This window comes from Nocardioides sp. Root240, from assembly GCF_001428825.1.
Classification (GTDB): domain Bacteria; phylum Actinomycetota; class Actinomycetes; order Propionibacteriales; family Nocardioidaceae; genus Nocardioides.
In genome coordinates, this window is the sequence record NZ_LMIT01000013.1 from 115,322 (window position 1) to 140,032 (window position 24,711).

Consider the following 24,711-nt stretch of genomic DNA (forward strand, 5'->3'; position numbering starts at 1 on the left):
GCCGTTGACGCCCACCGCCTCGAGCGCCTGGCGGACGTCCTCCCACTTGTGCGGCTTCACGACCGCGCTGATGAGCTTCATGAGTGCATGCTTCCAGTCCCGTGGCCGAAATGGGGGCGAGCACCGCCGGTGGCGTGCAGGTCGTACGCCGTCTCCGCGTGGATCACCTGGTCGACACCGGCCACCTCGTCCTCCGGATCGATGCGGAAGCCCATGGTCTTCTCGAGCACCCAGACCAGCGCCGCGGTCATCGTGAACGAGAAGGCGAGGGTGGCGCCGGCGGCCACCAGCTGCTTGCCGAGCTGGTCCGCGCCGCCGCCGTAGAGGAGTCCGTCGACGCCGGTGACGTCGGACGAGGCCAGCAGGCCGATCAGGATGGTGCCGACGAGGCCTCCGACGAGGTGCACGCCGACGACGTCGAGCGAGTCGTCGTACCTGAAGGTGTACTTGAGGCCGACTGCCAGGGCGCAGATCGAGCCGGCCGCGAGGCCGACGAGCATGGCGCCGATCGGGGTCACCGAGCCGCACGACGGGGTGATCGCGACCAGGCCGGCGACGACGCCCGAGGCCGCACCGAACGAGGTGGCGTGGCCGTCGCGGAAGCGCTCGACAGCGAGCCAGGCCAGCAGGCCGGTGCAGCCGGCGAGCAGCGTGTTGACGAAGACGATGGCCGCGGTGTTGTTGGCCGCGAGCGCGGAGCCGGCGTTGAAGCCGAACCAGCCGAACCACAGCAGGCCGGCACCGACCATGACGAGGGTCAGGTTGTGCGGCTTCATCGGGTCGCGGCCGAAACCGACGCGACGGCCCAGGACCAGCGCGGCGGCGAGGCCGGCGGCGCCGGAGTTGATCTCGACCGCCGTACCGCCGGCGAAGTCGAGGGCGCCGAGCTCGTTGGCCATCCAGCCGCCCACGTGCTCGCCGGCGCTGAAGTCGAAGATCCAGTGCGCGACCGGGGCGTAGACCAGCACGGTCCACAGCGCGGCGAACACCAGCCAGGTGCCGAACCGGGTCCGGTCCGCGATGGCACCGGCGATCAGGCCGACGGTGATCACGGCGAACAGGCCCTGGAAGGCGGCGAAGATCGTGATCGGGTACGGCGCGTCCGGCACCGCCTCGAGCATGCCCCTGAACCCGGCGTACTGCGTCGGGTCGCCGAGCAGGCCGCCGCCGATGTCGTCGCCGAAGGCGAGCGAGTAGCCGACGAGGACCCACACGACCATGACCACGGCGAGCGCGCCGAAGACCATCATCATCATGTTGAGCACGCTCTTCGAGCGGACCATGCCGCCGTAGAAGAACGCCAGGCCGGGGGCCATCAGCAGGACCAGGGCGGCAGCGGCGAGGAGCCACGCGGTGTCACCGGAGGCGGTGTCCGCGGCCGCGGTCACGAGGAGTGGTTCGAGCATCCTGAAACTCTGGGGGCGCATTGTTACCGCCGTGTAACGCGTCTCCCGGTACGCGTTACACGGCGGTGAATGGCTCTCGGGGCCTCGAGGGTCAGATCGCCGCGTTGTCCTTGTCGCCGGTCCGGACCCGCACGACGGTCTCGACCGGGCTCACCCAGACCTTCCCGTCACCGATCCGGCCGGTGTGGGCGGTCTTGGTGATGATGCCGACGACGTCCTCGGTGTCGGCGTCGTCCACGACGATCTCGATGCGGATCTTGGGGACCAGCGCGATGTCGTACTCCGCGCCGCGGTAGACCTCGGTGTGGCCCTTCTGGCGGCCGTAGCCGCTNCCCGGTGACCCCGAAGGTCTCCAGGGCCTCCCGGACGTCCTCCCACTTGTGGGGCTTGATGACTGCGGTGACCAGCTTCATGGCTCTACCTCTCGCTTCAGGGGGTCAGGACCGAGGAGCGACGGGCGCCGCCGCCGGTACCGAGGTCGTAGGCGGACTCGCCGTGCTCCACGAAGTCGATGCCGTCGACCTCGTCGTCGGCCTCGAGGCGCAGGCCGATGGTGAACTTGATCGCCAGGCCGACGACCAGCGTGAAGAAGGCGGACCAGACGATCGCGAAGAGTGCGACGCACACCTGGACGACGAGCTGCTTGGCGCCACCGCCGGTCAGCAGGCCGCCGTCGTTGGAGGCGAGGAAGCCGACGCCGATGGTGCCGATCAGGCCGCCGACGAGGTGCACGCCGACGACGTCGAGCGAGTCGTCGTACCCGAGCTTGTACTTGAGGCCGACCGCCAGGGCGCAGACGCCGCCGGCGACCACGCCGAGCACCATCGAGCTCCAGGGAACGAGGTTGCCGCACGCCGGGGTGATCGCGACCAGGCCGGCCACGACACCGGACGCCGCACCGAGGGAGGTGGCGTGCCCGTCGCGGAGCTTCTCGACCAGCAGCCAGCCCATCATCGCGGCGCAGGTCGCCAGCGTGGTGTTGAGCCAGACCAGGCCGGTCTCGGTGGTGTAGGCGTCGAGGTTGACGATCGAGCCGACGTTGAAGCCGAACCAGCCGAACCACAGCAGGCCGGCGCCGATCATCGTGAGGGTCAGGTTGTGCGGCTTGAACGGCTCCTTGCCGAAGCCGATCCGCTTGCCGACCAGCAGCGCCAGGACCAGGCCCGCGACACCGGCGTTGATGTGCACGACCGTGCCGCCGGCGTAGTCGATCGGCGCGACCTCCGCACCGTCGGGGCCGGAGAACAGCCAGTCGGCGAGGCCGCCCTCGACACCGCTGAGGAAGCCACCGCCCCAGACCATGTGCGCGAGCGGGAAGTACGACAGCGTCACCCAGATCGGCAGGAACACCAGCCACGCCGAGAACTTGAGCCGGTCGGCCACCGCGCCGCTGATCAGCGCCGCCGTGATGACCGCGAAGGTCAGCTGGAAGGCCACGAACACGTAGTTGTCCGGCAGCGTCTTCTCGAGCCCGAACTGGTTGAAGGGATCGGAGAACAGCTTCGCGATCTCCTTGCCCGCATGGCCGTCGGTGTTGCCGTACGTCGTGCTGTACGACATCGACCAGCCCCAGAGGGCGTAGACCATGCCGACGACGCCCAGGGCGGTGAAGGACATCATCAACATGTTGAGGACCGACTTGGTCCGGCTCATGCCGCCGTAGAAGAGCGCCAAGCCAGGGGCGGTCATCAAGAGGACGAGCGAGGCCGACACCAGCATCCAGGTGTAGTAGCCGTTTTCCATGCCCGAAGGCTGGCGCGCGTTGGTTTCCGCCGTCGCGGGAGTGTGTTTCGGGGAGGTAACGAGTTCCCGGAGATCGTTACGGGCTGATGTCCCGCGCGGGTGTCAGCTCAGCAGCGCGTCGACGAACGCCGCCGGGTCGAACGGCGCCAGGTCGTCGGGGCCCTCGCCCAGGCCGACCAGCTTGACGGGTACGCCGAGTTGGCGCTGCACGGCGACGACGATGCCGCCCTTGGCGGAGCCGTCGAGCTTGGTCAGCGCGATGCCGGTGACGTCGACGACCTCGGAGAACACCTTGGCCTGGATCAGGCCGTTCTGGCCGGTGGTGGCGTCGAGGACGAGGAGCACCTCGGTGACCGGGGTCTGCTTCTCGATGACGCGCTTGACCTTGCCGAGCTCGTCCATCAGGCCGGCCTTGTTCTGCAGGCGGCCGGCGGTGTCGACCACGACGGTGTCGACACCGCGGTCGATGCCCTCCTTGACCGCGTCGAAGGCGACGCTGGCGGGGTCGCCGGCCTCGGGGCCGCGGACGACCTCGACGCCGACCCGCTCGCCCCAGGTGGACAGCTGGTCGGCAGCCGCGGCGCGGAAGGTGTCGGCGGCGGCGAGGAGGGCGGTGCGCTCGTCGGCGACGAGGATGCGGGCGATCTTGCCGACGGTGGTGGTCTTGCCGGTGCCGTTGACGCCGACCACGAGGACGACGCCGGGCGCGCCGTCGGTGCCGCTGACCTGCAGGGCGCGGTCCATGGTCGGGTCGACGAGGTTGATGAGCTCCTCGCGCAGCACGGCGCGGGCGTCGGCGACCTGCCCGCCCTCGACGCGCAGGCGGCTGCGCAGCCGCTCGACCAGCTCCTGGGTCGGGGCGACGCCGATGTCGGCGGCGAGCAGGAGGTCCTCGATGGCCTCCCAGGTGTCCTCGTCGAGCTGGTCGCGGCTCAGCAGGCCGAGCAGGCTGCGGCCCAGCGCGTTCGAGCCGGCGAGGCGCTGGCGCAGGCGGACCAGGCGGGAGGCCGGCTTCTCCGGCGTCTCGACGGTGGGCGCGGCGGGCTCCGCCGGCGCCTCGGTGACCGGCGCCTCGACGGTGGGAGCGGTGGGCGCCTCGACCGTGTCGGTCGGCGCGGGGGCGATGACGTCGGTGGGCGCCTGCTCGGGGAGGCGGCCGGGGCGTCGTACCCGGGCGGTGACGAAGCCGGCGATGGCGAGCACGCCGACGACGGCGATGCCGATGATCAGGTAGAGCCAGTCGTGCATGGGCCCATCCCATCACGCAGACCGGGCGGACCCGGAATCGCGCGAGATCAGCGCAGGTTCAGCGCAGGATCAGCGCAGGATCAGCGCAGGCGCAGGAGGTCGCGCTCCTCGTCCTCGATCAGCGGGGCGGCGTCGGCGGCCCTGGCCATCGCGTCGCCGAGCCACGGGACACCCGGGACCTGCTCCCCGCGGTGCGGGTAGGCGACGTAGAGGACCACCACCCCCGAGAGGGCGAGGCTGAGCAGGATGGCCAGCACGACGAAAAGCACGTCGACTCCTCCGAGACAGGGATCGGTCTGTTCGACTCCATCGTGCCCCGCCGGCCAAGCGGATCACGAACCGGCGTGCCCTGATCCGGTCACCGAGCGGCGGACGTCACACCACCAGGGGCGCGACGGCCTCACGGATCACGTCGGGGATGGGGGTGACCGGCCGGGACGGGTCGGTGTTGTCGACGTAGACGTGGACGAAACGCCCCTCGGCACAGGCCTCGTCGCCGTCGCCCTGGAACAGCCCGACGCGGTAGACCACCGACGACGTGCCGAGCCGCTCGACGGCCAGACCCATCTCGATCGGGCGCGGGTAGCCCATCTCGGCGAAGTAGCGGCAGGTCACCTCCGCGACCACGCCGATCGCGGGCAGGTCACGGATGTCGCTGCCCGTCGCGTCGTGCAGGTGCGCGTTGACGGCCGTGTCGATCAGGTCGAAGTAGCGCGCGTTGTTGAGGTGGCCGTAGACGTCGTCGTCGGACCAGCGGGTGGTCGCCGTGCGCCAGGCCCGGTACGACGAGCGCGTCGGCCGGGTGCGGTCGGCGCTCGTTGCGGGATCGCTCATGCCGGTTCCGCGTCGCGGAGCCGCTGGCTGATCACGGCCGAGACGCCGTCACCGCGCATGGTGACGCCGTAGAGCGCGTCGCCGACCTCCATCGTGCGCTTCTGGTGGGTGATGACGAGCAGCTGGGAGTTCTCACGCAGCTCCTCGTAGATCTCCAGCAGGCGGCCCAGGTTGGTGTCGTCGAGCGCGGCCTCGACCTCGTCGAGGATGTAGAACGGCGAGGGGCGGGCCTTGAACAGCGCGACGAGGAAGGCCACCGCGACCAGCGAGCGCTCGCCACCGGAGAGCAGCGAGAGGCGCTTGACCTTCTTGCCCGGCGGGCGGGCCTCGACCTCGATGCCGGTGGTGAGCATGTTCGACGGGTCGGTCAGGACCAGTCGGCCCTCGCCGCCGGGGAACAGGCGGGCGAAGGTCGCGTCGAAGGCCTTGGTCACGTCGGCGTACGCCTCGGTGAAGACCTGCTCGACGCGGACGTCGACGTCCTTGACGATGTCGAGGAGGTCCTTGCGGGTCTGGCGGAGGTCCTCGAGCTGCTCGGAGAGGAACTGGTGGCGCTCCTCCATCGCGGAGAACTCCTCCAGCGCGAGCGGGTTGACCTTGCCGAGCATGGAGAGCGCCTTCTCGGCGCTGCGCAGCCGCTTGACCTGCTCCTCGCGGACGTAGGGCACCGTGCGCTGCTCGGGCTCGGCGCCGTCCTCGGACGCGGCAGGGGCGTCGGCAGCGGCGTCGTCGGCGGGTACGTCGAGCACGGGCACCGGCTGGTCGGGGCCGTAGTCGGCGACCAGACCGTCGGGCTCGAGGCCGAGCTCCTCGAGCGCCTTGACCTCGATCTGCTCGATGCGCATCCGCTGCTGGGCGCGGGCCATCTCGTCGCGGTGGACCGAGCTGACCAGCTCCTCGAGCTCCTTGCCGAGGTCGCGCAGCGACTGCCGCACGGTCATCAGCTCCTGCTCGCGGCCGCGCCGTGAGTCCTCGACGGCCTGGCGGCGCTCGGCGGCCCGGGCGACGGAGACCTCGAGCCGGGCGAGGACGTGGGCGGCAGCGGTGGCGACCGCCTGGCCGGCGCGGCCCTCGGCGATCAGGCGGGCGCGGCGCTCGGCGGCGCGGGCCCGGGCGACGCGCTCGGCCTCGGCCGCCTTGCGCATCTGGTCGACCCGGCCGTGGAGGGCGCGGGCGCGCTCCTCGGAGGTCCGCAGCGCGAGGCGCGCCTCCATCTCGCTCTGGCGGGCCGCGCGGGTGGCCTCGACGAGGCGCTCCTGCTCGGTGGTGTCGGGCTCCTCCTCGCCGCTGTCCTCCTCGGCCGCGGCGAGCCGCTGCTCGAGCTCGGCGAGACCGACGAGGGCCTGCTCGCGGGAGGTCTCGGCCTGCGCGATGGACGCGGTGAGGCGGTCGGCCTCGGCGCGGGCGGCGCGGGCGAGCGAGCCGTGCTGGCCCAGCTCCTCGGCGACGGCCGCGAGGGTCGCGTCGGACTCGTGCAGCTTGGCGAGTGCGACGTCGACGCGCTGCTGGGCGTCGGCCCGCTCGCTCTCGAGGCGGGCCAGGTCGAACGCCAGCCGCTCGGAGGCGGCGACGGCCTCGGCGAGCTGCTCGGTGGCCTCGTCGACGGCCGCCTGGATCTCGATCAGGCTCTGGGTGGCGTGCGAGCCACCGGACGCGAAGTGGGCGCCGAGCAGGTCGCCGTCGCGGGTGACCGCGACGAGGTCGGGCAGGTCGGCGACCAGCGTGCGGGCGCCGGGCAGGTCGTCGACGACGGCGACCTTGCGGAGCAGCCGGTTGAGCGCCGGGCGGACCTGTGCGGGGCAGTCGACGACGTCGGCGGCGTACGACGTCCCGGGCGGCAGCGCCGGCCACGAGGCGACCGCCTCCGTCTCTCCCCCGCCGAGCAGCAGCCCGGCGCGGCCGAGGTCGTCAGCCTTGAGGTGGTCGATCGCGGCGACGGCCGAGTCGGCGTCGGTGACCGCGACCGCGTCGGCCGCGGCGCCGAGGGCGGCGGCGACCGCACCCTCGTAGCCCGAGCGGACCGTGACGAGCGCGGCGACCGAGCCGAGCAGGCCGGAGACGGTGTCGCTGGCGGCGAGCAGCGCCCCGGCGCCGTCCTTGCGGGACAGGCCGATCTCGAGCGCCTCCTTGCGGGCGCTCAGCCCGGCCTTGTCGCGGTCGGCCTGCTGGGCCTCCTCGCGGACCTTGGCGAGCCGCTCGGTGATGTCGTCGAGCGCGGAGACCGCACCCTCGTGCTCGGCGTCCAGGCCCTCCTCGCCGGCGTCGAGGCCGGCGACCCTGGTCTCGAGGGCGGTGAAGTCACGCTGCGAGCGCTCGGCGCGCGCCACGGCGTCGGTGCGGGCGGCCTCGAGCCGGCCGATCTCCTCCTCCGACGAGGTCGCGCGCGAGCGCAACGTGTTGACCTGGCCGTGCAGGCGGGCGAGCCCCTCGCGGCGGTCGGCGGCGGCTCGGAGCAGGCCGGCGACCCGGCGCTCCTCGGCGGCGGCGGCCTCCTCCGCCCTGCGGCGGTCCTGGACCGCCGTCTCGAGCGCGGTCTGCTGCTCGGCGACCTGGGCGGCGATCTCCGCCTCGTGGGCGGCCAGGCGCGCAGCCTCGGCCTCGAGCTCCTCGGGGTCGCGGCCCTGCTCGACCTCTGTCTCGGCGACGCCGGAGGCGTTGCGGACGCGCTCGGCAGCCAGGCTCTGCGTGCCGCGGAAGCGCTCCCGCAGGGCGTTCAGCGACGACAGCGTCTCCTGCGCGGCGGACAGCGCCGGCAGGTCCTCGCGCAGCGCCGCCTCGAGCCGGGCCTCCTGCTCGCGCGCCTGCGCGACGCCCGCCTCGACCTCCTGGCGGCGGGCGAGCAGCACGCTCTCGTCGGCGAGCTCGCGCTCCAGCGCGGTCCGCGCGGTCACCAGGTCGTCGGCGAGCAGTCGTGCCCGCGCGTCGCGTACGTCGGCCTGCACCGTCGCCGCGCGGCGGGCCACCTCGGCCTGGCGACCCAGCGGCTTGAGCTGGCGCCGGATCTCGCTGAGCAGGTCGTTGAGCCGGTTGAGGTTGCCCTCGGTGGAGTCCAGCTTCCGCAGCGCCTTCTCCTTGCGCTTGCGGTGCTTGAGGACGCCGGCGGCCTCCTCGATGAACCCGCGGCGGTCCTCGGGGGTCGCGTGCAGGATCTGGTCGAGCTGGCCCTGGCCGACGATGACGTGCATCTCGCGCCCGATGCCGGAGTCGCTGAGCAGCTCCTGGACGTCGAGCAGGCGGCAGGTGGTGCCGTTGATGGCGTACTCGGACCCGCCCGTCCGGAACATGGTCCGGCTGATCGTGACCTCGGAGTAGTCGATCGGCAGCGCGCCGTCGGAGTTGTCGATCGTCAGCACGACCTCTGCCCGGCCCAGCGGCGGGCGGCCCGACGTACCGGCGAAGATGACGTCGTCCATCTTGCCGCCGCGCAGGCTCTTGGCGCTGGCCTCGCCCATCACCCAGGCGAGGGCGTCGACCACGTTCGACTTGCCCGAGCCGTTGGGCCCCACGATGCAGGTGATGCCGGGCTCCAGCTGGAGCGTGGTGGCGGACGCGAAGGACTTGAACCCCTTGAGGGTCAGGCTCTTCAGGTACACGCAGGCTCCCTTCGTCAGGGGTCGGTCAAGGAACGTTCCGACGCGGGGGAAGCTCGGCGGTCTCAGGCTACCCCTCGCCCGCGTCCGAACTCCGCACCCGTGTGTCGCCGGACTCCCCGTCCGGCTCCTCGAGGTGGGCGATGTGGGCGAGCTGGCGCCACACCAGCACCAAGGTGATCCCGGACCCCACGAACGCGAACCAGAACGGCGCCGTCACTCCCCCGTGCTGGGCGATGACGCCGCCCAGCGCGCTGCCGGCGACCACCCCGCCGTAGATCGCGACGCTGTAGACCGAGCCGACCCGGCCCTGGTACTCCGTCGGGACCGCACGCTGGCGCACCGCCTGCGACAGGGTGCCCCACACGAAGGCGTAGACGCCGAACCCGAACATGATCAGGACCGCGACCCACGCGACCCGGGTGACGGCGAAGCCGAGGTGCATCAGGACCTCGAGCGCGAGGCAGGCGCGCATCAGCGTCGCGAGCGGGACGTGGCGCTCGAGCCAGCCGTAGAGGAAGGTGCCGACCAGTCCCCCGGTGGCGCTGGCGGTCGTGAGCAGGCCGTAGCCGACCGGCCCCATGTGCAGCACGTCGAGGGAGTACAGGACGAGGATCGACCAGGCGGCGGCCCAGGTGATGTTGAAGGTGACGATGACCAGCGCGAGCGTGCGCACCGGCGGGTGACCCATCAGCCAGCGCAGCCCGTCGCCGATGTCGCGCAGGACGTGGGTGTCGACCTCGCCGCGCACCGGGCCCGGCGGCAGCGCGATCCGGGACACCAGTACGACGGCCAGCAGCCCACAGGCGACCTGGGCACCGAAGGGCACGCCCATCCCCACGGCGAAGAGCGCGGCGCCGATCGGGGCGCCGGCGAACTGGTTGAGCGTGATGAAGCCGGCCTGCAGTCGTGCGTTGGCGATGCCGAGGTCGCGCTTGTCGACCAGCATCGGCAAGAAGGTGCGGTAGGCGGTGTCCGCGAACACCTCGGCGGTGCCGAGCAGGAACATCGCGGTGAGGACCACCGCGATGCTGACCACGTCAGTGACGATCGAGCCGATCAGGGCGCCGAGGACCACGATCCGCAGCGAGTTGGCGACCATCACCATCCGCTTGCGGTCGACCCGGTCGGCGACCGCGCCGGCGAAGAGGCCGAACAGCAGCCACGGCAGCCCGACCAGCAGCATCGCCATCGAGACGAGGGCCGGCGAGCGGGTCTGGGAGGCGACGAGCAGCGGGCCGGCGGCCAGGGCGATGCCGTCGCCGAGGTTGCTCACCCAGGTCGAGGCCATCAGCCGCCGGAAGTCCGGCCCGAGCCGGGCCGGAGCGACTGCTTCGACGATCCGGCTCACAAGGTCGAGACGCTACGTCGGCAGCGCGTCACGCCGCCACCGGTTATCGAGGGCGGCGGCGCCTGCTACGTGCGCCCACCGGGTTTCGAGACGCGCATCGACCTCGCTTGCTGCGCGGCGCGAGCTCGGTGCGCTCCTCAACCCCCTCGCTGACCGTTGACCGTCCTCGTGCCTCGGACGGTCAACGCGCTCGGGAAAAATGCGTCGGACCACCATCGCCTGACGGCGAGGTGGTCCGTGGGTGTCGCACCTGACGGAGTCGACGACTCAGGCGGGCTGCATCTCCGCAGCGTCGCCCGTGAGGATCTCGGCCGCACGAGCCGACATCAGCTTGTCGTTCTCCTCCGACAGGCGGAGGACGAGGGACTCCAGCTCAGCGACCCGGTTGCGCAGACGAGCATTCTCGAGAGCGAGACGGGGGTCGCGGAGGTCGCTGTTCAGGTGACCGATCAGCGCCTTGGCCATGAAGTTGAGCCTTCCGGTTCGTGGATCCGGCCCGGGGGTGGGGGCCGTCTACAAGAGTCCCACTTCAGCGGGCGCGGGTCAATCTGGGAACCGGTTGGCACTTCGGGCAGAAGTACGACGAGCGGTTCATGAAGGCAACCCGGCGGATCGGCGTCCCGCACCGGTCGCACGCCTCGCCCTCGCGGCCGTAGGCGTGCAGCGAGCGGTCGAAGTAGCCCGACTCGCCGTTGACGTTGACGTAGAGCGCGTCGAAGGAGGTGCCTCCCTGGGCCAGCGCCGCGGTCATCACCTCGCGGGCATGCCCCAGCAGGGACACCGCCTGGACACGGGTGAGCCGGTCCCCCGGCCGCTCGCCGTGGAGCCCGGCGCGCCAGAGCGCCTCGTCGGCGTAGATGTTGCCGACGCCCGAGATCAGGCCCTGGTCGAGCAGCAGCCGCTTCACGCCGGAGGTGCGCTTGCGCAGCCGGGCGACGAAGGCCTCGTCGTCGAACTGCGGGTCGAGCGGGTCGCGGGCGATGTGTGCGATCTCGTGGGGCAGCTCGGCGCCGCCCGCGGAGACCGACAGGCCGCCGAACATCCGTTGGTCGACGAAGCGCAGCTCGCGGCCGTGGTCGGTGCCGGTGAGCGCGAAGCGGACCCGCAGGTGCCGCTCGGCCGGGGCGTCGACGGGCTGGACGAGCATCTGGCCGCTCATGCCGAGATGGCCCAGGATCGCGTCGCCGTTGTCGAGCGGGAGCCAGAGGTACTTGCCGCGGCGGCGGGCGCCCTCGATGCGGCGCCCGGTCAGGGCGGTGGCGAATCCGGACGCACCGCCGGGGTGGCGTCGTACCGGACGGTCGTGGAGGACGTCGACGAGCGTGATCGTCGCGCCGGAGACGTGCCGCTCGAGGCCGGCGCGGACGACCTCGACCTCGGGGAGCTCGGGCAAGCCTGGCTCCGGGTCAGCTGCCCGCGGCGAGCGGGCGACCGTGGTGGTCGAGGCCCAGCGCGGCGGCGATCTCGCCGTAGGCCGTCTCGGCGGCGCCCTGCTCGGCTTCCTTCTTCGACCGGCCGTGGCCGTTGCCGTAGAGCTTGTCGCCGACCCGGACCTGCGCGGTGAAGGTCTTCATGTGGTCGGGACCGTCGTCCTCGATGACGTACTCGGGCACGCCGAGCGTCTGGTCGGCGGCGAGCTCCTGGAGCGAGGTCTTCCAGTCCAGGCCCGCGCCGAGCGCGGAGGCCGCCTCGATGAGCGGGTCGAACAGGCGGTGGACGACATCCGCGGAGACCTCGATGCCACCGCTGAGGTGGATCGCACCGATCACGGCCTCGACCGTGTCGGAGAGGATCGACGCCTTGTCGCGGCCGCCGGTGGCCTCTTCGCCGCGCCCGAGCTTGATGTGGGCGCCGAGGCCGATGTCGCGGGCCACGCCGGCGAGGGCGCGGGCGTTGACGACGGCCGCGCGGAGCTTGGCGAGCCGGCCCTCGGAGAGGTCCGGGTGGGTCAAGTACAGCGTCTCGGTGACCACGACGCCGAGCACCGAGTCACCGAGGAACTCCAGCCTCTCGTTGGTCGGAAGACCACCGTTCTCGTAGGCGTAGGAGCGGTGCGTCAGGGCGCGATCGAGCAGCTCGGGGTCCAGCGTGGGATCCCCGAGCGCTCGTCGCAGCTCGTCGTAGGCGGTGATGCCGCTGGCCTGACGCGCGTCGATCAGGTCAGAGGACCTGGCGACGGTCGGCGCGCGCGCCGTACTGGCCGCAGGTGCCGCAGGCGCGGTGCGGGAGGTGCTTGGCACCGCAGGCCGGGTTGGCGCAGGTCACCAGCGACGGGGCGACAGCCTTCCACTGCGAACGACGGTGACGCGTGTTGCTGCGCGACATCTTCCGCTTCGGAACAGCCACTGTCTTCTCCTTGGTTCGGGTGCGCCCGGGTGTCGGGCGCTCGTCAGTCTGTGGGGTCTTGCTCGAGCTTGGTCAGCGCTGCCCATCGCGGGTCGATCGCAGCCTCGTGCGCGTGGTCCGGCTCGTCGATGAGTCGCACCCCGCACTCGGGGCACAACCCGGGACAGTCGTCCTGGCACAAGGGCTGGAACGGCAGTGCAAGCACCACAGCATCCCGCAGCAGGGGCTCCAGGTCGACCAGGTCGTCCTGCAGCATGCTGACCTCGTCGTCCTCCTCCGCCTCCGCGGAGTCCCGGATGTCGTCGTAGACGAACAGCTCCTGGAACGTCACCTCGAACTCGTCGTGGATCGGTTCCAGGCACCGCGCGCACTCACCCTCCAGCACGGCTGACGCCGTACCGGTGACGAGCACACCTTCCATGACCGCCTCCAGGCGCAGGTCGATCTCGACCGGCGCGCCCTCGGGAACGGAGAGGACTTCGATGCCCAGATCTGCCGGAGCCGGCACTGTCCGCGACACCTCACGCTGGGACCCCGGGCGGCGGCCGAGCTCGCGAGTATCGAGCACGAGCGGCGCTCTCGGGTCCAGGCCGTTCAGATGATCACTTCCAGGTCCGGGCACAACAGAACATCGCAATGGTAGTGGGGCGCGTGGGAGCCGACCAAATCACTCACCGTTCCGCGAGCCGCGCGGCGAGGCGTACCTGCACCGCGGGAGGGACGAGGCCGGAGATGTCGCCGCCGAGGGAGGCGACCTCCTTGACCAGGCTGGAGGAGACGTAGCCGAGGCTCGCGGTGGTCGGGACGAACACCGTCTCGACCCCGGTCAGGTGGGCGTTCATCTGCGCCATCGGCAGCTCGTACTCGTAGTCGTTGCCGCCGCGCAGGCCCTTCACGATGGCCTGCGCGTCGATCTGCCTGCAGAAGTCGACGATCAGGCCGGTGAAGCCCATCACGGTCACGTTCGGGAGGTCGGCGCACGCCTCGCGCAGCATCTCCAGGCGCTCCTCGGGGTCGAAGAGCCGCGACTTGGAGATGTTGGTGCCGGTGGCGACGACGAGCTCGTCGAACAGGGCAGAGGCGCGCCGGAAGATGTCGACGTGGCCGTTGGTGACCGGGTCGAAGGATCCGGGGCACACCGCGCGGGTCATGGGGCGAGGCTAGCGGTCGGGCCGGCCTCGGCGAGCCAGAGGTGGGTCTCGCCGTACTTCTTGAGCCTGCGCTTGCCGGCCAGCGGCTCGAGGCCGGCGGGCCAGGTCGGCTCCGGGCTGCGGCGGGAGCGCTCCACGATCACGAGGGCGCCCTCGGCGAGCCAGCCGTGCTCGACGAGCAGGGCGAGGTCGGTGGCGAGCGCCTCCTCCTCGAGCGGGTACGGCGGGTCGCTGAACACCACGTCGTAGGCCGCTCGGGCGGGCTCGGCCAGCACCGAGGCCACCGAGCGGGCCACCACGTCGGCGACGTCGCAGCCGATGCTGCGGGCATTGGCCCGCACCAGGTCGGCGGTACGGCGGTCGGCCTCCACGAAGGTCGCGGCGCCCGCACCACGGGACCACGCCTCGAGTCCGATCGCGCCGGACCCGGCGTACAGGTCGAGGAAGCGCAGGTCGTGGAGGGAGCCGGCCCACGACTCGATCGCGGAGAAGAGTGCCTCGCGCACGCGGTCACTGGTGGGGCGGGTGCGGTCGCCGGGGGGCGTCTGCAGCCGGCGGCCGCCGGCACTGCCCGCGATGATCCGGGTCATCAGGACTTGTCCACGAAGTCGGCCTGCTGGGACAGCTCGAGGTCGCGCACGGCATCGGCCAGCCCGGGCGCCTGGGACAGGTCGGTGTCGACGTCGAGCAGGGCCTCGGCGGCCTCGCGGGCGGCGAGGATGGTGTCCTCGTCACGCAGCACGCGGAGGTTGACCAGGCTCGATCGACGGCCGGCCTGCGAGGCGCCGAGCACGTCGCCCTCGCGGCGCATCTCGAGGTCGACCCGGCTGAGCGCGAAGCCGTCGGTGGTGGCGGCGACCGCCTCGATCCGCTCGCGGGCGGGCGACTCGGCCTCGGCGTGGGTCACGAGCAGGCAGAGCCCGGGCAGTCCGCCACGGCCGACCCGGCCACGCAGCTGGTGCAGCTGGGAGACGCCGAAGCGGTCGGCGTCGAGGATGACCATGCCGGTGGCGTTCGCGACGTCGACACCGACCTCGATCACGGTCGTGGAGACCAGCACGTCGATGTCGCCGGCGGCGAAGGCGCGCATGGTGGCGTCCTTCTCGTCGGCCGGGAGCCGGCCGTGGAGCAGGCCGATCCGCAGCCCCTCCAGCGCCCCGGACGAGAGGCGCTCGACGACCTCCTCGACCGCCGCGGCGGGCGGCTTGGGCCGCTGCTCCTCCCCCGTGTCCTCGTCGGGCAGGTCGACGACCTCGACCTGGCCGGCCTCGGTCTCGTCGCCGGAGATGCGCGGGCACACGACGTAGACCTGGTGGCCCTTGGCGACCTCCTCGCGGACCCGCTCCCACACCCGGCCCAGCCAGGCGGGCTGCTCGGCGAGCGGGACGACATTGGTCTGGATCGGCGCACGGCCCGCGGGCAGCTCGGTGAGGGTGGACGTCTCGAGGTCACCGAAGACGGTCATCGCGACCGTGCGCGGGATCGGGGTCGCGGTCATCACCAGCAGGTGCGGCGGGGCCGCCGCCTTGTCGGTGAGCGCCGCGCGCTGCTCGACGCCGAAGCGGTGCTGCTCGTCGACGACGACCAGGCCGAGGTCGGCGAAGAAGACGTTGTCCTGGAGCAGGGCGTGCGTGCCGATCACGATGCCGGCCTCGCCACTGGCGATCCGTGACAGGGGTCCGGTGCGCTGGGTCTTGGTCATCGAGCCGGTCAGCAGCTCGACACGCGTGCCGGTGCCGGAGCCGAAGATCGTGCCGCCGTCGGCGAGCTCGCCGAGCATGGCGACGATCGAGCGGTAGTGCTGCTGCGCGAGCACCTCGGTGGGCGCGAGCAGCGCGGTCTGGCCGCCCGAGTCCACGACGCGCAGCATCGCCCGCAGCGCGACGAGGGTCTTGCCGGAGCCGACCTCGCCCTGCAGCAGGCGGTTCATCGGGTGCGGCTGGGCGAGGTCGTGGTCGATCTCCTTGCCGACCGCGGCCTGGCCGGCGGTCAGCTCGAAGGGCAGCCGCTCGTCGAACGCACCGAGCACCGCGCCGTCGCCGCCGTCGCGGACCGTCGCGCCCTGTGACCGGATCGCGCGGCGCCGACGGCCGAGGACCAGCTGGGTGACCAGCGCCTCCTCGAAGCGGAACCGGTGGTGGGCCCGCTCGACCTGCTCACGGTCCTCCGGCCGGTGGACCCAGGCGTAGGCGTCGGCGATGCCGGCGACGTCGTAGTGGTCGCGGACGGGGGCGGGCAGGATCTCCGGGACGTCGTCGACCAGGTCGCGGGCGACCTTCACCGCGCGGGCGACGTCCCAGGTCTGCAGGCCCTTGGTCAGCGGGTAGATGGGGTAGAGGGCGCCGAACTCGAGGACCTCCTGGACGGCGCTGTCCTCGTCGCCGTCGGCCATGCCGAAGATGCTGAGCTGCGGGTTCGTCAGCTGCCACTGGTCACGGAAGCGCCCGGCCTTGCCGAGGAAGACACCACGGTTGCCGACCGCGACCCGGTTCGCGTGCCAGTCGGCCATGCGCTGTCCCTTGGCGAAGAAGGTCATCTTCAGGCTCGGGCCGGCGGTGCGCAGGATCGCCTCGACGCGGTAGGCGTAGCGGCCGGACCGCCGGTCGGTGTAGCCGATCGTCTCCGAGTGCGCGATCTCGCCCACGACGCACAGGAGCTGGCCGATCCGGAGGTCGGACACGCGCGTGAGCGAGCCGGTCTCGAGGTAGCGCCGCGGGAAGTGGTGCAACAGGTCGCCGACCGTGCGCAGGCCGAGCCCGTCCTCGAACTTCTTGCGCTGCGCCGGCTTGGCCGCCCCGAGCACGGCCGTCAACGGGGACTCGAAGGTGATCGCCACGGTGCCTTCCCTACTCGACGGACATCAGGAGCGGGTACCGCTCCTGGCCACCGTCGTACACCACGACGTCGACATGGGGGTGGAACTCCTCGACCCACGCCGTGGCGCGATCGGCCAGCTCGCCGCTGTCGACGCCGCCGACGAGGGTCACCAGCTCACCGCCGGCCGCGAGCAACCGGTCGAGGACGACGAGGGCGACGCTGCCGAGCTCGTCGCCGACCACCGCGAAGTCGCCGGCGATGACGCCGAGCGCGTCGCCGGGCTCGCAGGGACCGGCCATGGTCATCGCCTGGCGGGCCGCGATCGTGACCGCGCCGTGGCGCACGTGGCGCGCGGTCGCGGTCATCTCGGTGACGTCCTGGTCGAACGCACGGCCGGGCTCGTGGACGGCCAGCGCCGCCAGGCCCTGGACCTGCGCGTGGGTCGGGATCACGGCGACCCGCAGTCCGCGGGCGCCGTGGTCGGCCTCCGCCGTACTGGCAGCGGCCAGCGCGGCCCGGACCGTCGGCTCGTCGTTGGGGAGGACGACGACCTCCTTGGCTCCGCAGGCGGTGATCGCCTCCAGCAGCTCGCCGGTCGAGGGGCGTCGCCCCGGTCCACCGGGTACGACGACCGCCCCCGCCTCCTCGAACAGCACGGCCAGGCCGGGGCCGGCCGCCACCGCGACCACCGTCCGGCCGGCGAGCGCGGGCAGGGCCGGCTGGGCAGGGGTCTCCGCCGGCGCCTTCTGCGCCTCCTGGCGCGCGATCTGCTCGGCGAAGTGGGTGACCCGGATCCGGTGCGGCCGCCCGTCCTCCAGGGCCGCCTCGATGGCGGCGCCGACGTCGTCGGTGTGCACGTGGACGTTCCAGAGCCCGTCACCGCCGACCACGACGACCGAGTCGCCGAGCTCGCCGAGCCGGGCGCGCAGGCCGGGGGCCACGTCGTCCGGCGCGTCGAGGAGGTACATCACCTCGTAGGCCGGGCCGTCCTCGCACAGGTCCGCGCCCGCGGTCGCGACGTGGGGCACCGGGATCGCGTGGCTGCCGAGCGGCGCGGTGACCGGGATCGGCCGGCGCCCGGTGAGCACGGTCTCGGCGGCGTCGAGGATCACCGAGAGCCCGCGTCCGCCGGCGTCGACGACACCGGCCTGCGCGAGCACGGCGAGCTGCTCGGGCGTGTGGCCCAGCGCCTCGCGCGCGGCGGCGGCCGCGTCGGCGAGGACGTCGCTGCTGCGGGCACCCGGCTTGTCGGCACGCACGGCAGCGGCGTCCGCGGCCGCCCGGAGCACGGTGAGCATGGTGCCCTCGACCGGCTCCCCGACGGCGGCATAGCTCGCGATCGACGCCTGGCGCAGCGCGTCGGCGATCACCGTGGCGTTGTGCTCCTCGCGGGTCGCTGCGGCGATGCGTCGTACGACGGCCCCGAGCATCTCGCTCAGGATGACCCCGGAGTTGCCGCGGGCGCCCAGCAGCGCACCGCGGGCGAGGCCGGTGAGGATCGCCCCGCGTTCGGCCGAGGGGTCGGCCTGGGCGTCGCGGATGGCGTCGCGCGCGGCGACGACGGTGAGGTACATGTTCGTGCCCGTGTCGCCGTCGGGGACCGGGTAGACGTTGAGCGCGTCGATCTCCTCGCGCGCCTGGGCGAGCGCGTCGACGGCGATGTCGACGAAGCGGGCCACGGTGTCGAGCGCGATGCCGCCACCGGCGCCAGCGCCTGCACCGGCCGCCGCGGCCGTCGTCCCCTCGTCCATCGGGGTCACACTAGTGGGCGGAGCAGGGGGTCCGGCGATTTCGGTCGTGCGACCTTCCTCGGCTATTCTCTTCCGGTTGCCCGAAGCGCCGTCGCGCGCGGGCCGACCGATCTTGCAAGCTGACCGCAATCCCAGGAGTTACCCATGGCCGCCGTGTGCGACATCTGCGACAAGAAGCCGACCTTCGGCAACAACCGGCCGTGGTCCCGCAAGATCACGAAGCGCCGCTTCGACCCCAACATCCAGCGCGTGCGCGCCGTCGTCAACGGCACCCCGAAGCGCCTCAACGTGTGCACCGGCTGCATCAAGGCCGGCAAGGTCACCCGCTGACCTGATCAGCACTTCCCAACAGCCCGTCGCGATCGCGGCGGGCTGTTGCGCTTCTCGGCTCGGTGGCGGCTCAGAAGTGGGCCCACCCCGTCGGCCCCTCGTACGACGCCCCGTCGACCGTCACGAACGGCTCGCCGCCCTGCGGCGCCGCACCGACGGAGCCGATCCGCGTCCAGCCCTCCGGCAGCGCGACGTCGGACGGGAAGGTGGCCAGCAGGGCGTGGTCGTCTCCCCCGCCGAGGATGAACTGCAGCGGGTCCGCGCCGGTCGCCTGGCCGACGGCGAGCAGCGGCTCGGGTACCTCGAAGGCGTCCGTGGTGATGTCGATCGAGACGCCGGAGGCCTCGGCGACGTGCTGCGCCTCGGCGAGCAGCCCGTCGGAGATGTCGACCATCGCGGTGGCGCCGGCCTCGGCGGCGACCTGCCCGGCGTCGTACGGCGGCGCGGGGCGCCGGTAGGCCTCGACCAGCACGCGCGGTGACCGGAAGCCGCGGCCCAGCACCGCGAGACCGCCGGCGGCCCACCCCTGCCGACCGCAGAGCGCGACGACGTCGCCCGCCGCGGCACCCGACCGCAGGACGGGTGAGACCGTGCAGGCGCCGATCGCGGTCACGGAGACGACGATCTGGTCGGCGCGGCTGACGTCGCCGCCGACCAGGCCGGCGCCCACCCGGGCGCACTCCTCGGCGAAGCCGCGGGTGAAGTCGAGCGCCCACTGGGCAGGAAGGTCTGCGGGAGCGGCGAGGCCGACGGTCAGCCACTGCGCACGCCCGCCCATGGCGTTGATGTCGGACAGGTTCTGGGCGGCGGCGCGGGCGCCGACGTCGGCCGCATCGGCCCAGTCGCGGCGGAAGTGGCGGCCCTCGACCATCACGTCGGTCGAGACCACGACGTGCCCCTTGCGCACCCGCAGCACCGCCGCGTCGTCGCCGGGGCCGACCAGCACGTCCTCACCGGGGGCGGTGGCCGCGACGATGTCGCTGATCCGGGCGATCAGGCCGAACTCCCCCACGTCGGCGAGGGTGGCGTCGCTGGCGGCTCCGGAAGTCATGGCCCCATCCCACCAGACCGGTCGGGGGGATCCGGACAGGACTCCCGCGGGTTATCGGACCTGCAGCGGATCGCGGTAGGTTGAGGCGTTCGACAACCGACCCACCCAGCGAAGGAGGCGTGACCCATGGTGGTTCAGGCCTACATCCTCATCCAGACCGACGTCGGCAAGGCCGCGGAGGTCGCCCGCGAGGTCGGCAACATCAAGGGCGTCACGCTGGCCGAGGACGTCACCGGCCCCTACGACGTGATCGTGCGCGCCGAGGCCCGCAACGTCGACGAGCTCGGCAAGCTGGTCGTCTCGAAGGTCCAGAACCTCGAGGGCATCACCCGTACCCTCACCTGCCCGGTCGTCCACATCTGATCGTGCGGAGACCCGCAGCAGCCCTCGCGCTGCTGCTGATCGCTCCTGCCCTGGCTGCCTGCGGCGGTCCGGTCGACGTCGACGTCCCCGAGATGTCGGACGCCGACCGCGCCGCCTGCGACGCCTTCACCGCCGCGCTCCCCTCGACCCTGGCGGAGCACGAGCGCGAGGAGGTGGACCCCGCCGACGCGCCCGCGGCGGCGTACGGCGACCCGGCGATCGTGGTGCGCTGCGGCGTCCCCGAGCCCGAGGGCTTCAGCCTGGCCTCGTCGTGCGAGCAGGCCAACGGGATGGGCTACTACATCCCGGACGAGCAGTACGGCGACCGGGACCTCGACCTCACGATGACCGCCGCCGGCTACCGGCCGCGCGTCGAGGTCGTCGTGCCGGCGCAGTACCGCCCCAACGCCAATGCGGCCGCGATGGCCGAGCTCGCCCCGCTGGTGAAGGAGTACCTCACCCTCGTCGACGACTGCGACTGAGGCCGACTCAGCGCAGGCCGGTGGGCCGGTCCAGGGCCAGCGTCAGCAGCCGGTCGACCAGGTCGCCGTACGGGACCCCCGTCGCGGCCCACATCTGCGGGAACATCGACAGCGGGGTGAAGCCCGGCATCGTGTTGAGCTCGTTGACGACGAGCGAGCCGTCGGGCATCAGGAAGAAGTCCACGCGCGCCAGGCCCTCGCAGCCGGCGGCGCGGAAGGCGTCGGCAGCCAGGCCCTGCATGCGCAGCATGGTCTCCTCGTCGAGGAGGGCCGGGACGTCGAGCTGCGTGGCCTCCTCGGGGAGGTACTTCGCCTCGAAGTCGTAGAACTCGTGGTCGCCGGTGATCCGGATCTCGGCCGGGACGCTGACCTCGACGGAGCCGTCCGACGAGTCCAGCACGCCGCACTCGATCTCGCGGGCGCCCTCGGCGGACACCTCGATGATCACCTTCGGGTCGTGGGCGAGCGCGCCCTCGATCGCGGCGGCGAGCTCGTCGCGGCCGTGGGCCTTGGCGATGCCGATGCTCGAGCCGCCGCGGGCGGGCTTCACGAACAGCGGGTAGCCCAGCTCCTCGCAGCGCGTGTGGACGGAGACCTCCTGGTCGGCCCACTCGCGCGCCGTGACGGTGATGCCGGGCATGACGGGCAGGCCGGCGGCCTGCAGCGCGATCTTCATGAACGCCTTGTCCATGCAGACCGCGGAGGCGAGCACCCCCGAGCCGACGTAGCGGACGTCGCTCATCTCGAGCAGGCCCTGGATCGTGCCGTCCTCGCCCCACGGGCCGTGCAGCAGGGGGAAGACGACGTCGACGTCGAGGTCGCCGAGCACCGCAGGGGCACGGTCGCCGTCGACCGACGGGAGCTGGCCGGGGCCGGTGATCCGGTGCCGTGCCGGGTCGTCGGCCTCGAGCACCCAGCGGCCGTCGGTCGCGATGCCGATCGGCACGACGTCGTACTTCTCGCGGTCGATGGCCTGCAGCACGCTGCCGGCCGTGACGCACGAGATGGCGTGCTCGCTGGAGCGGCCGCCGAAGACGACGGCGACGCGGATACGGCGGCCAGTGGGAGCGTTCATCGCCGATGACCCTACCTTTGGGACATGCCAGGTCCCACGTTGCGCCCCGCCACCCTCGCCGTCACCGCCGGGCGTCCGCCGCACGAGCCGGACCAGCCGCTCAACGTCCCGATCACGATGACGTCGACGTACGTCGCGACCGGCGACCTGGAGTACGGCCGCTTCGGCAACCCCACCTGGACCGCCTTCGAGGAGGCGCTCGGCGCGCTCGAGGGCGGCCGCGCGCTGTCCTTCGCGTCGGGGATGGCGGCCGTGACGACGCTGCTCGACCTGGTCGGCCAGGGCAGCAGCGTGATCGCACCCCGGCACGCCTACAACGGCACGGTCGCCGCGCTCGCCGACGCCGAGGCCCGCGGCCGGCTGCGCGCGAACCTGGTCGACATCACCGACACCGCCGCGGTGGTCCGGGCGATGCACGACGACGAGGACTGCGCCTTCCTCTGGCTCGAGTCGCCGACCAACCCGGCCCTCGAGATCGCCGACATCCCGACGCTGGTCGCCGCCGCCCACGAGCTCGGCATCCAGGTCGTCGTCGACAACACCTTCGCCACTCCCCTGCTCCAGCAGCCGCTCGCCGACGGCGCGGACATCGTGCTCCACTCCGCGACGAAGTACATCGCCGGCCACAGCGACGTCCTGATGGGCGCGCTGGTGCTCCCGGGCGACAGCGCCCACGACGAGGCGTACGACGCCCTGAAGGCCCGTCGCGGCCTCGCCGGCTCCACGCCCGGACCGTTCGAGGTCTGGCTCGCGCTGCGCGGCCTGCGCACGCTGCACGTCCGTCTCGAGCGGGCGTCGGCGAACGCGGCCGAGCTGGCGCGCCGGCTCGCCGAGCACCCGGCGGTCGAGGAGGTCCGCTACCCCGGCTTCGGCGCGATCGTCGCGCCGGTGCTGGCCGGTGGCGCGGACGCCGGCGACTTCCTCGTGCGCGCGACCTCGCTGTGGGTGCACGCCACCTCGCTCGGCGGCGTCGAGTCGACCTTCGAGCGGCGCCGGCGCTGGAAGCTGGAGGCCGCGTCGATCCCCGAGGGTCTGGTCCGCATGTCCGTCGGCATCGAGGACGTCGACGACCTGTGGGACGACCTGGTTCAAGCCTTGGATCGCATCAACGCCTGAGTCCGCCGGTGGTTGAGGTGCGAGGCGCCCCGGCGCCGAGCCTCGAAACCTCGCGCGATGATGCAGGGACTGTGCCCCACCAGGTTGGCTGCACCGGACCCGGAGGTTTCGAGGCTCCTCGCTGGCGCTCGTCGCACCTCAACCACCGTGAGCCAACCCGTGCTCGTGGGCGAACACGACGATCTGCACGCGGTCGCGGAGGCCGAGCTTGCGCAGGATCGCGCCCACGTGGGTCTTCACCGTCGACTCGCTGAGGAAGACCACGCCAGCGATCTCCTGGTTGGACAGGCCACGGGCGACGGCGGCGAAGACGTCGCGCTCCTTGTCCGTCAGCCCCTGGTACGACGGCGGCGGGGTCGCCGGCGCGCGGAACTGCGTGTCCAGCAGGGCCGAGAGGTCCGTCGGGGCGAGCACCGCGTTGCCGGCGTGCACGGTGCGGATCGCGTCACGGAGCATCACCGGGGTGGTGCCCTTGAGGAGGAACCCGCTGGCGCCGTGGCGGATGGCGGTGGCCGCGCGGTCGTCGAGGTTGAAGGTGGTCAGCACGATGACGCGGACCGCCCGTCCACGGCGCGCGACCCGCTCCGGCAGGAAGACCTGGCGGGTCGCCTCGACGCCGTCCATCTCGGGCATCCGGATGTCCATCAGCACCACGTCGGGCTCGAGCTCGTCGACGAGGCGCACGGCCTCGACGCCGTCGGCGGCGGTACCGACGACCTCCATGCCCTCCTGCGCGTCGACGATCACCCGCACGCCCTCGCGGAAGAGCTCCTGGTCGTCCACGAGGAGGACGCGGATCGGCGCGGTCACCGGGCCCTCACCGGCACCCAGGCCGTGACGGTGAACGAGTCCGGCCGGCGTCGTACGTCGAGCCGGCCACCGACCGCCTCGACGCGACGGCGCATGCCGTCGAGCCCCTGGCCGGTGCCGTCGCCGGGAGCCGCGTCCGGAGGCACGGCGTTGCGGATCTCCATGCGCAGGTCGCCCTCTCCCGCTCCGTCGGCCCAGTGCCGCTCGACGTGGACCGGCTGGTCGCGCCGACCGTGCTTGATCGCATTGGTCAGCATCTCCTGGAGCACCCGGAAGGCCACCACCTCGAGCTCGGGGGGCATCGGCCGCGGCGTACCGATCTCGGTCGCGACCACCTCGTGCCCGCTCGCACGCACGCCGTCGATGAGGCTGTCGAGGTCGGCGTGCCGTCCTCCGCCGCTCCCCTGGCCCGCGGTCGACGAGAGCACCTGGCGGACGTCGTCGAGTGACGTACGGGCCGAGGTGGCGATATTGGCGAGGGTGGTCTTGAGGCGGGCGGGGTCGCTGTCGTCGAGGTACTGCGCCGACTCGGCCTGGGCGAGGATCACCGCCAGGGAGTGGCCGACGACGTCGTGCACGTCGCGGGCGAGCTGGGCCTGGTCCTCGCGCAGGCGGGCGATCTCCTCGGCCTGGTCACGCTCGGCCTCGGCAGCGACCTGCGAGCGCCGCGACGCCTGCGAGCGCGCGGCGAAGCGGAGGGCCAGGCCGAGGAGCCACGGGGTCGCCAGGAAGACGATGCCGAGAAGGCCTGCCGTCAGCCGCCAGTCGTAGGGGCCGCTGCGGTAGGCATCGGCAGCGAGGCGCTCCGCCCCCAGGACCTGCAGGGCCTGGTCGAACGCGTACGGCGTCAACCACACCACCGCGACCGCCGCGCTGACCGGGATCGACAGGCCGCTGAGCCACACGGTCCCCAGCCGACCCCACCGGGCGCAGCCGAAGGCGACCACGGCGAACAGTGCCTCGGCCAGCAGCGGATCGATGCCGAGGAGCACCTGGACCAGACCGGCGAACCAGGCCACCGCGAGCGCCGCCCCCGGCACCGCCCGGGAGAGCCCGACGGCCACCGCGACGCACACCACGAGCAGGACCGGCCACACGACCCGCTCGGCGTTCCAGTAGCGGTCGATCTCGAGGAGCCCGACCACGAGCGCGGCGAGACCCGCCAGCAGGTCCGGCAGCCAGCGCCGTACGTCGTTCAACGCGGCTCCTCCTGACCCGCTCGGTGAGATGTGCGCGGTCAGTCTCGC

General features: G+C 72.4%; 25 protein-coding genes and 2 pseudogenes. 4 read left to right on the forward strand and 23 right to left on the reverse strand.

Annotation, left to right across the window (positions count from 1 at the left end; genetic code table 11):
* The 19 genes and pseudogenes from ASE20_RS25670 to ASE20_RS18005 all read right to left on the reverse strand — a co-directional run.
* Positions 1-81: pseudogene (locus ASE20_RS25670) on the reverse strand (P-II family nitrogen regulator); the annotation flags it as partial.
* Positions 78-1,406 (reverse strand): ammonium transporter, encoded by a 1,329-nt coding sequence (locus ASE20_RS17930; RefSeq protein ID WP_056895947.1) that lies wholly within the window; start codon positions 1,404-1,406, stop codon positions 78-80. The pseudogene ASE20_RS25670 and the gene ASE20_RS17930, both read right to left, overlap by 4 nt.
* Positions 1,407-1,497: 91 nt before the next feature.
* Positions 1,498-1,737 (reverse strand): P-II family nitrogen regulator (locus ASE20_RS17935; protein WP_225869234.1); only part of this gene is annotated, 240 nt, incomplete at its 5' end.
* 1 nt (position 1,738) lies between these two features.
* Positions 1,739-1,819, reverse strand: a pseudogene (locus ASE20_RS25675) (P-II family nitrogen regulator); the annotation flags it as partial.
* Between the two features lie 16 nt (positions 1,820-1,835).
* Positions 1,836-3,149 (reverse strand): ammonium transporter, encoded by a 1,314-nt coding sequence (locus tag ASE20_RS17940; protein WP_056895948.1) that lies wholly within the window; start codon positions 3,147-3,149, stop codon positions 1,836-1,838.
* A 102-nt stretch (positions 3,150-3,251) separates the two neighbouring features.
* Positions 3,252-4,397, reverse strand: coding sequence for a signal recognition particle-docking protein FtsY (ftsY, locus tag ASE20_RS17945; RefSeq protein ID WP_056895949.1), 1,146 nt, complete (start codon positions 4,395-4,397; stop codon positions 3,252-3,254).
* 80 nt (positions 4,398-4,477) lie between these two features.
* Positions 4,478-4,666, reverse strand: a complete 189-nt coding sequence (locus ASE20_RS17950) for a hypothetical protein (protein ID WP_056895950.1) — start codon at positions 4,664-4,666, stop codon at positions 4,478-4,480.
* Between the two features lie 106 nt (positions 4,667-4,772).
* Positions 4,773-5,231: an acyl-CoA thioesterase gene (locus ASE20_RS17955; protein WP_056895951.1), complete on the reverse strand. Its 459-nt coding sequence runs from the start codon at positions 5,229-5,231 to the stop codon at positions 4,773-4,775.
* Positions 5,228-8,824: a chromosome segregation protein SMC gene (gene smc, locus ASE20_RS17960; protein ID WP_056895952.1), complete on the reverse strand. Its 3,597-nt coding sequence runs from the start codon at positions 8,822-8,824 to the stop codon at positions 5,228-5,230. Before smc ends, ASE20_RS17955 begins: the two co-directional genes overlap by 4 nt.
* A 67-nt stretch (positions 8,825-8,891) precedes the next feature.
* Positions 8,892-10,172, reverse strand: a complete 1,281-nt coding sequence (locus ASE20_RS17965; RefSeq protein WP_056895953.1) for an MFS transporter — start codon at positions 10,170-10,172, stop codon at positions 8,892-8,894.
* Between the two features lie 267 nt (positions 10,173-10,439).
* Entirely contained in the window at positions 10,440-10,637 is a 198-nt protein-coding gene (locus ASE20_RS17970; protein WP_056895954.1) for a hypothetical protein, read from the reverse strand.
* A 64-nt stretch (positions 10,638-10,701) separates the two neighbouring features.
* Complete coding sequence (gene mutM, locus ASE20_RS17975; RefSeq protein ID WP_056895955.1) at positions 10,702-11,565, reverse strand: bifunctional DNA-formamidopyrimidine glycosylase/DNA-(apurinic or apyrimidinic site) lyase; 864 nt, start codon at positions 11,563-11,565, stop codon at positions 10,702-10,704.
* A 13-nt stretch (positions 11,566-11,578) separates the two neighbouring features.
* Positions 11,579-12,412, reverse strand: a complete 834-nt coding sequence (gene rnc, locus ASE20_RS17980) for a ribonuclease III (RefSeq protein WP_082612546.1) — start codon at positions 12,410-12,412, stop codon at positions 11,579-11,581.
* Entirely contained in the window at positions 12,333-12,518 is a 186-nt protein-coding gene (gene rpmF / locus ASE20_RS24415; protein WP_028655951.1) for a 50S ribosomal protein L32, read from the reverse strand. The genes rnc and rpmF overlap by 80 nt, the downstream gene beginning before the upstream one ends.
* Before the next feature lie 43 nt (positions 12,519-12,561).
* Positions 12,562-13,116, reverse strand: a complete 555-nt coding sequence (locus ASE20_RS17985; RefSeq protein ID WP_164483685.1) for a YceD family protein — start codon at positions 13,114-13,116, stop codon at positions 12,562-12,564.
* A 73-nt stretch (positions 13,117-13,189) separates the two neighbouring features.
* Entirely contained in the window at positions 13,190-13,669 is a 480-nt protein-coding gene (gene coaD, locus ASE20_RS17990; RefSeq protein WP_056895957.1) for a pantetheine-phosphate adenylyltransferase, read from the reverse strand.
* Positions 13,666-14,259, reverse strand: coding sequence for a 16S rRNA (guanine(966)-N(2))-methyltransferase RsmD (rsmD, locus tag ASE20_RS17995; protein ID WP_056895958.1), 594 nt, complete (start codon positions 14,257-14,259; stop codon positions 13,666-13,668). The genes coaD and rsmD overlap by 4 nt, the downstream gene beginning before the upstream one ends.
* The gene (locus ASE20_RS18000) at positions 14,259-16,499 is read right to left on the reverse strand and encodes an ATP-dependent DNA helicase RecG (RefSeq protein ID WP_414858380.1); all 2,241 of its coding nucleotides are present in this window, start codon (positions 16,497-16,499) and stop codon (positions 14,259-14,261) included. The genes rsmD and ASE20_RS18000 overlap by 1 nt, the downstream gene beginning before the upstream one ends.
* A 16-nt stretch (positions 16,500-16,515) precedes the next feature.
* Entirely contained in the window at positions 16,516-18,237 is a 1,722-nt protein-coding gene (locus tag ASE20_RS18005) for a DAK2 domain-containing protein (protein WP_056896376.1), read from the reverse strand.
* 144 nt (positions 18,238-18,381) lie between these two features.
* On the opposite strand from ASE20_RS18005, the gene rpmB reads away from it, so the two are divergent.
* A complete protein-coding gene (rpmB, locus tag ASE20_RS18010; protein ID WP_038680308.1) occupies positions 18,382-18,567 on the forward strand; it encodes a 50S ribosomal protein L28 in 186 nt (61 codons plus the stop codon).
* A 70-nt stretch (positions 18,568-18,637) separates the two neighbouring features.
* Here the strand turns inward: rpmB and ASE20_RS18015 are convergent, their stop codons facing one another.
* Positions 18,638-19,618 (reverse strand): thiamine-phosphate kinase, encoded by a 981-nt coding sequence (locus ASE20_RS18015; protein WP_056895960.1) that lies wholly within the window; start codon positions 19,616-19,618, stop codon positions 18,638-18,640.
* 129 nt (positions 19,619-19,747) lie between these two features.
* Between ASE20_RS18015 and ASE20_RS18020 the strand changes: the two genes are divergently transcribed.
* Positions 19,748-19,981 (forward strand): Lrp/AsnC family transcriptional regulator, encoded by a 234-nt coding sequence (locus ASE20_RS18020; RefSeq protein WP_198020224.1) that lies wholly within the window; start codon positions 19,748-19,750, stop codon positions 19,979-19,981.
* Positions 19,982-19,983: 2 nt separating this feature from the next.
* Positions 19,984-20,463: a DUF3515 family protein gene (locus tag ASE20_RS18025; RefSeq protein WP_056895961.1), complete on the forward strand. Its 480-nt coding sequence runs from the start codon at positions 19,984-19,986 to the stop codon at positions 20,461-20,463.
* 7 nt (positions 20,464-20,470) lie between these two features.
* Here ASE20_RS18025 and ASE20_RS18030 read toward each other — a convergent pair whose 3' ends face one another.
* Complete coding sequence (locus ASE20_RS18030) at positions 20,471-21,538, reverse strand: D-alanine--D-alanine ligase family protein (RefSeq protein ID WP_056895962.1); 1,068 nt, start codon at positions 21,536-21,538, stop codon at positions 20,471-20,473.
* Between the two features lie 24 nt (positions 21,539-21,562).
* On the opposite strand from ASE20_RS18030, the gene ASE20_RS18035 reads away from it, so the two are divergent.
* Positions 21,563-22,654 carry a trans-sulfuration enzyme family protein gene (locus tag ASE20_RS18035; RefSeq protein WP_056895963.1) on the forward strand — a complete coding sequence of 364 codons (1,092 nt, stop codon included), beginning with the start codon at positions 21,563-21,565 and terminating at the stop codon, positions 22,652-22,654.
* Between the two features lie 138 nt (positions 22,655-22,792).
* Here ASE20_RS18035 and ASE20_RS18040 read toward each other — a convergent pair whose 3' ends face one another.
* Together ASE20_RS18040 and ASE20_RS18045 are read right to left on the reverse strand one after the other, a co-directional pair.
* Positions 22,793-23,464: a response regulator gene (locus ASE20_RS18040; protein ID WP_056895964.1), complete on the reverse strand. Its 672-nt coding sequence runs from the start codon at positions 23,462-23,464 to the stop codon at positions 22,793-22,795.
* Positions 23,461-24,663, reverse strand: a complete 1,203-nt coding sequence (locus ASE20_RS18045) for a sensor histidine kinase (protein ID WP_056895965.1) — start codon at positions 24,661-24,663, stop codon at positions 23,461-23,463. Before ASE20_RS18045 ends, ASE20_RS18040 begins: the two co-directional genes overlap by 4 nt.
* Between the last annotated feature and the right edge of the window lie 48 nt (positions 24,664-24,711).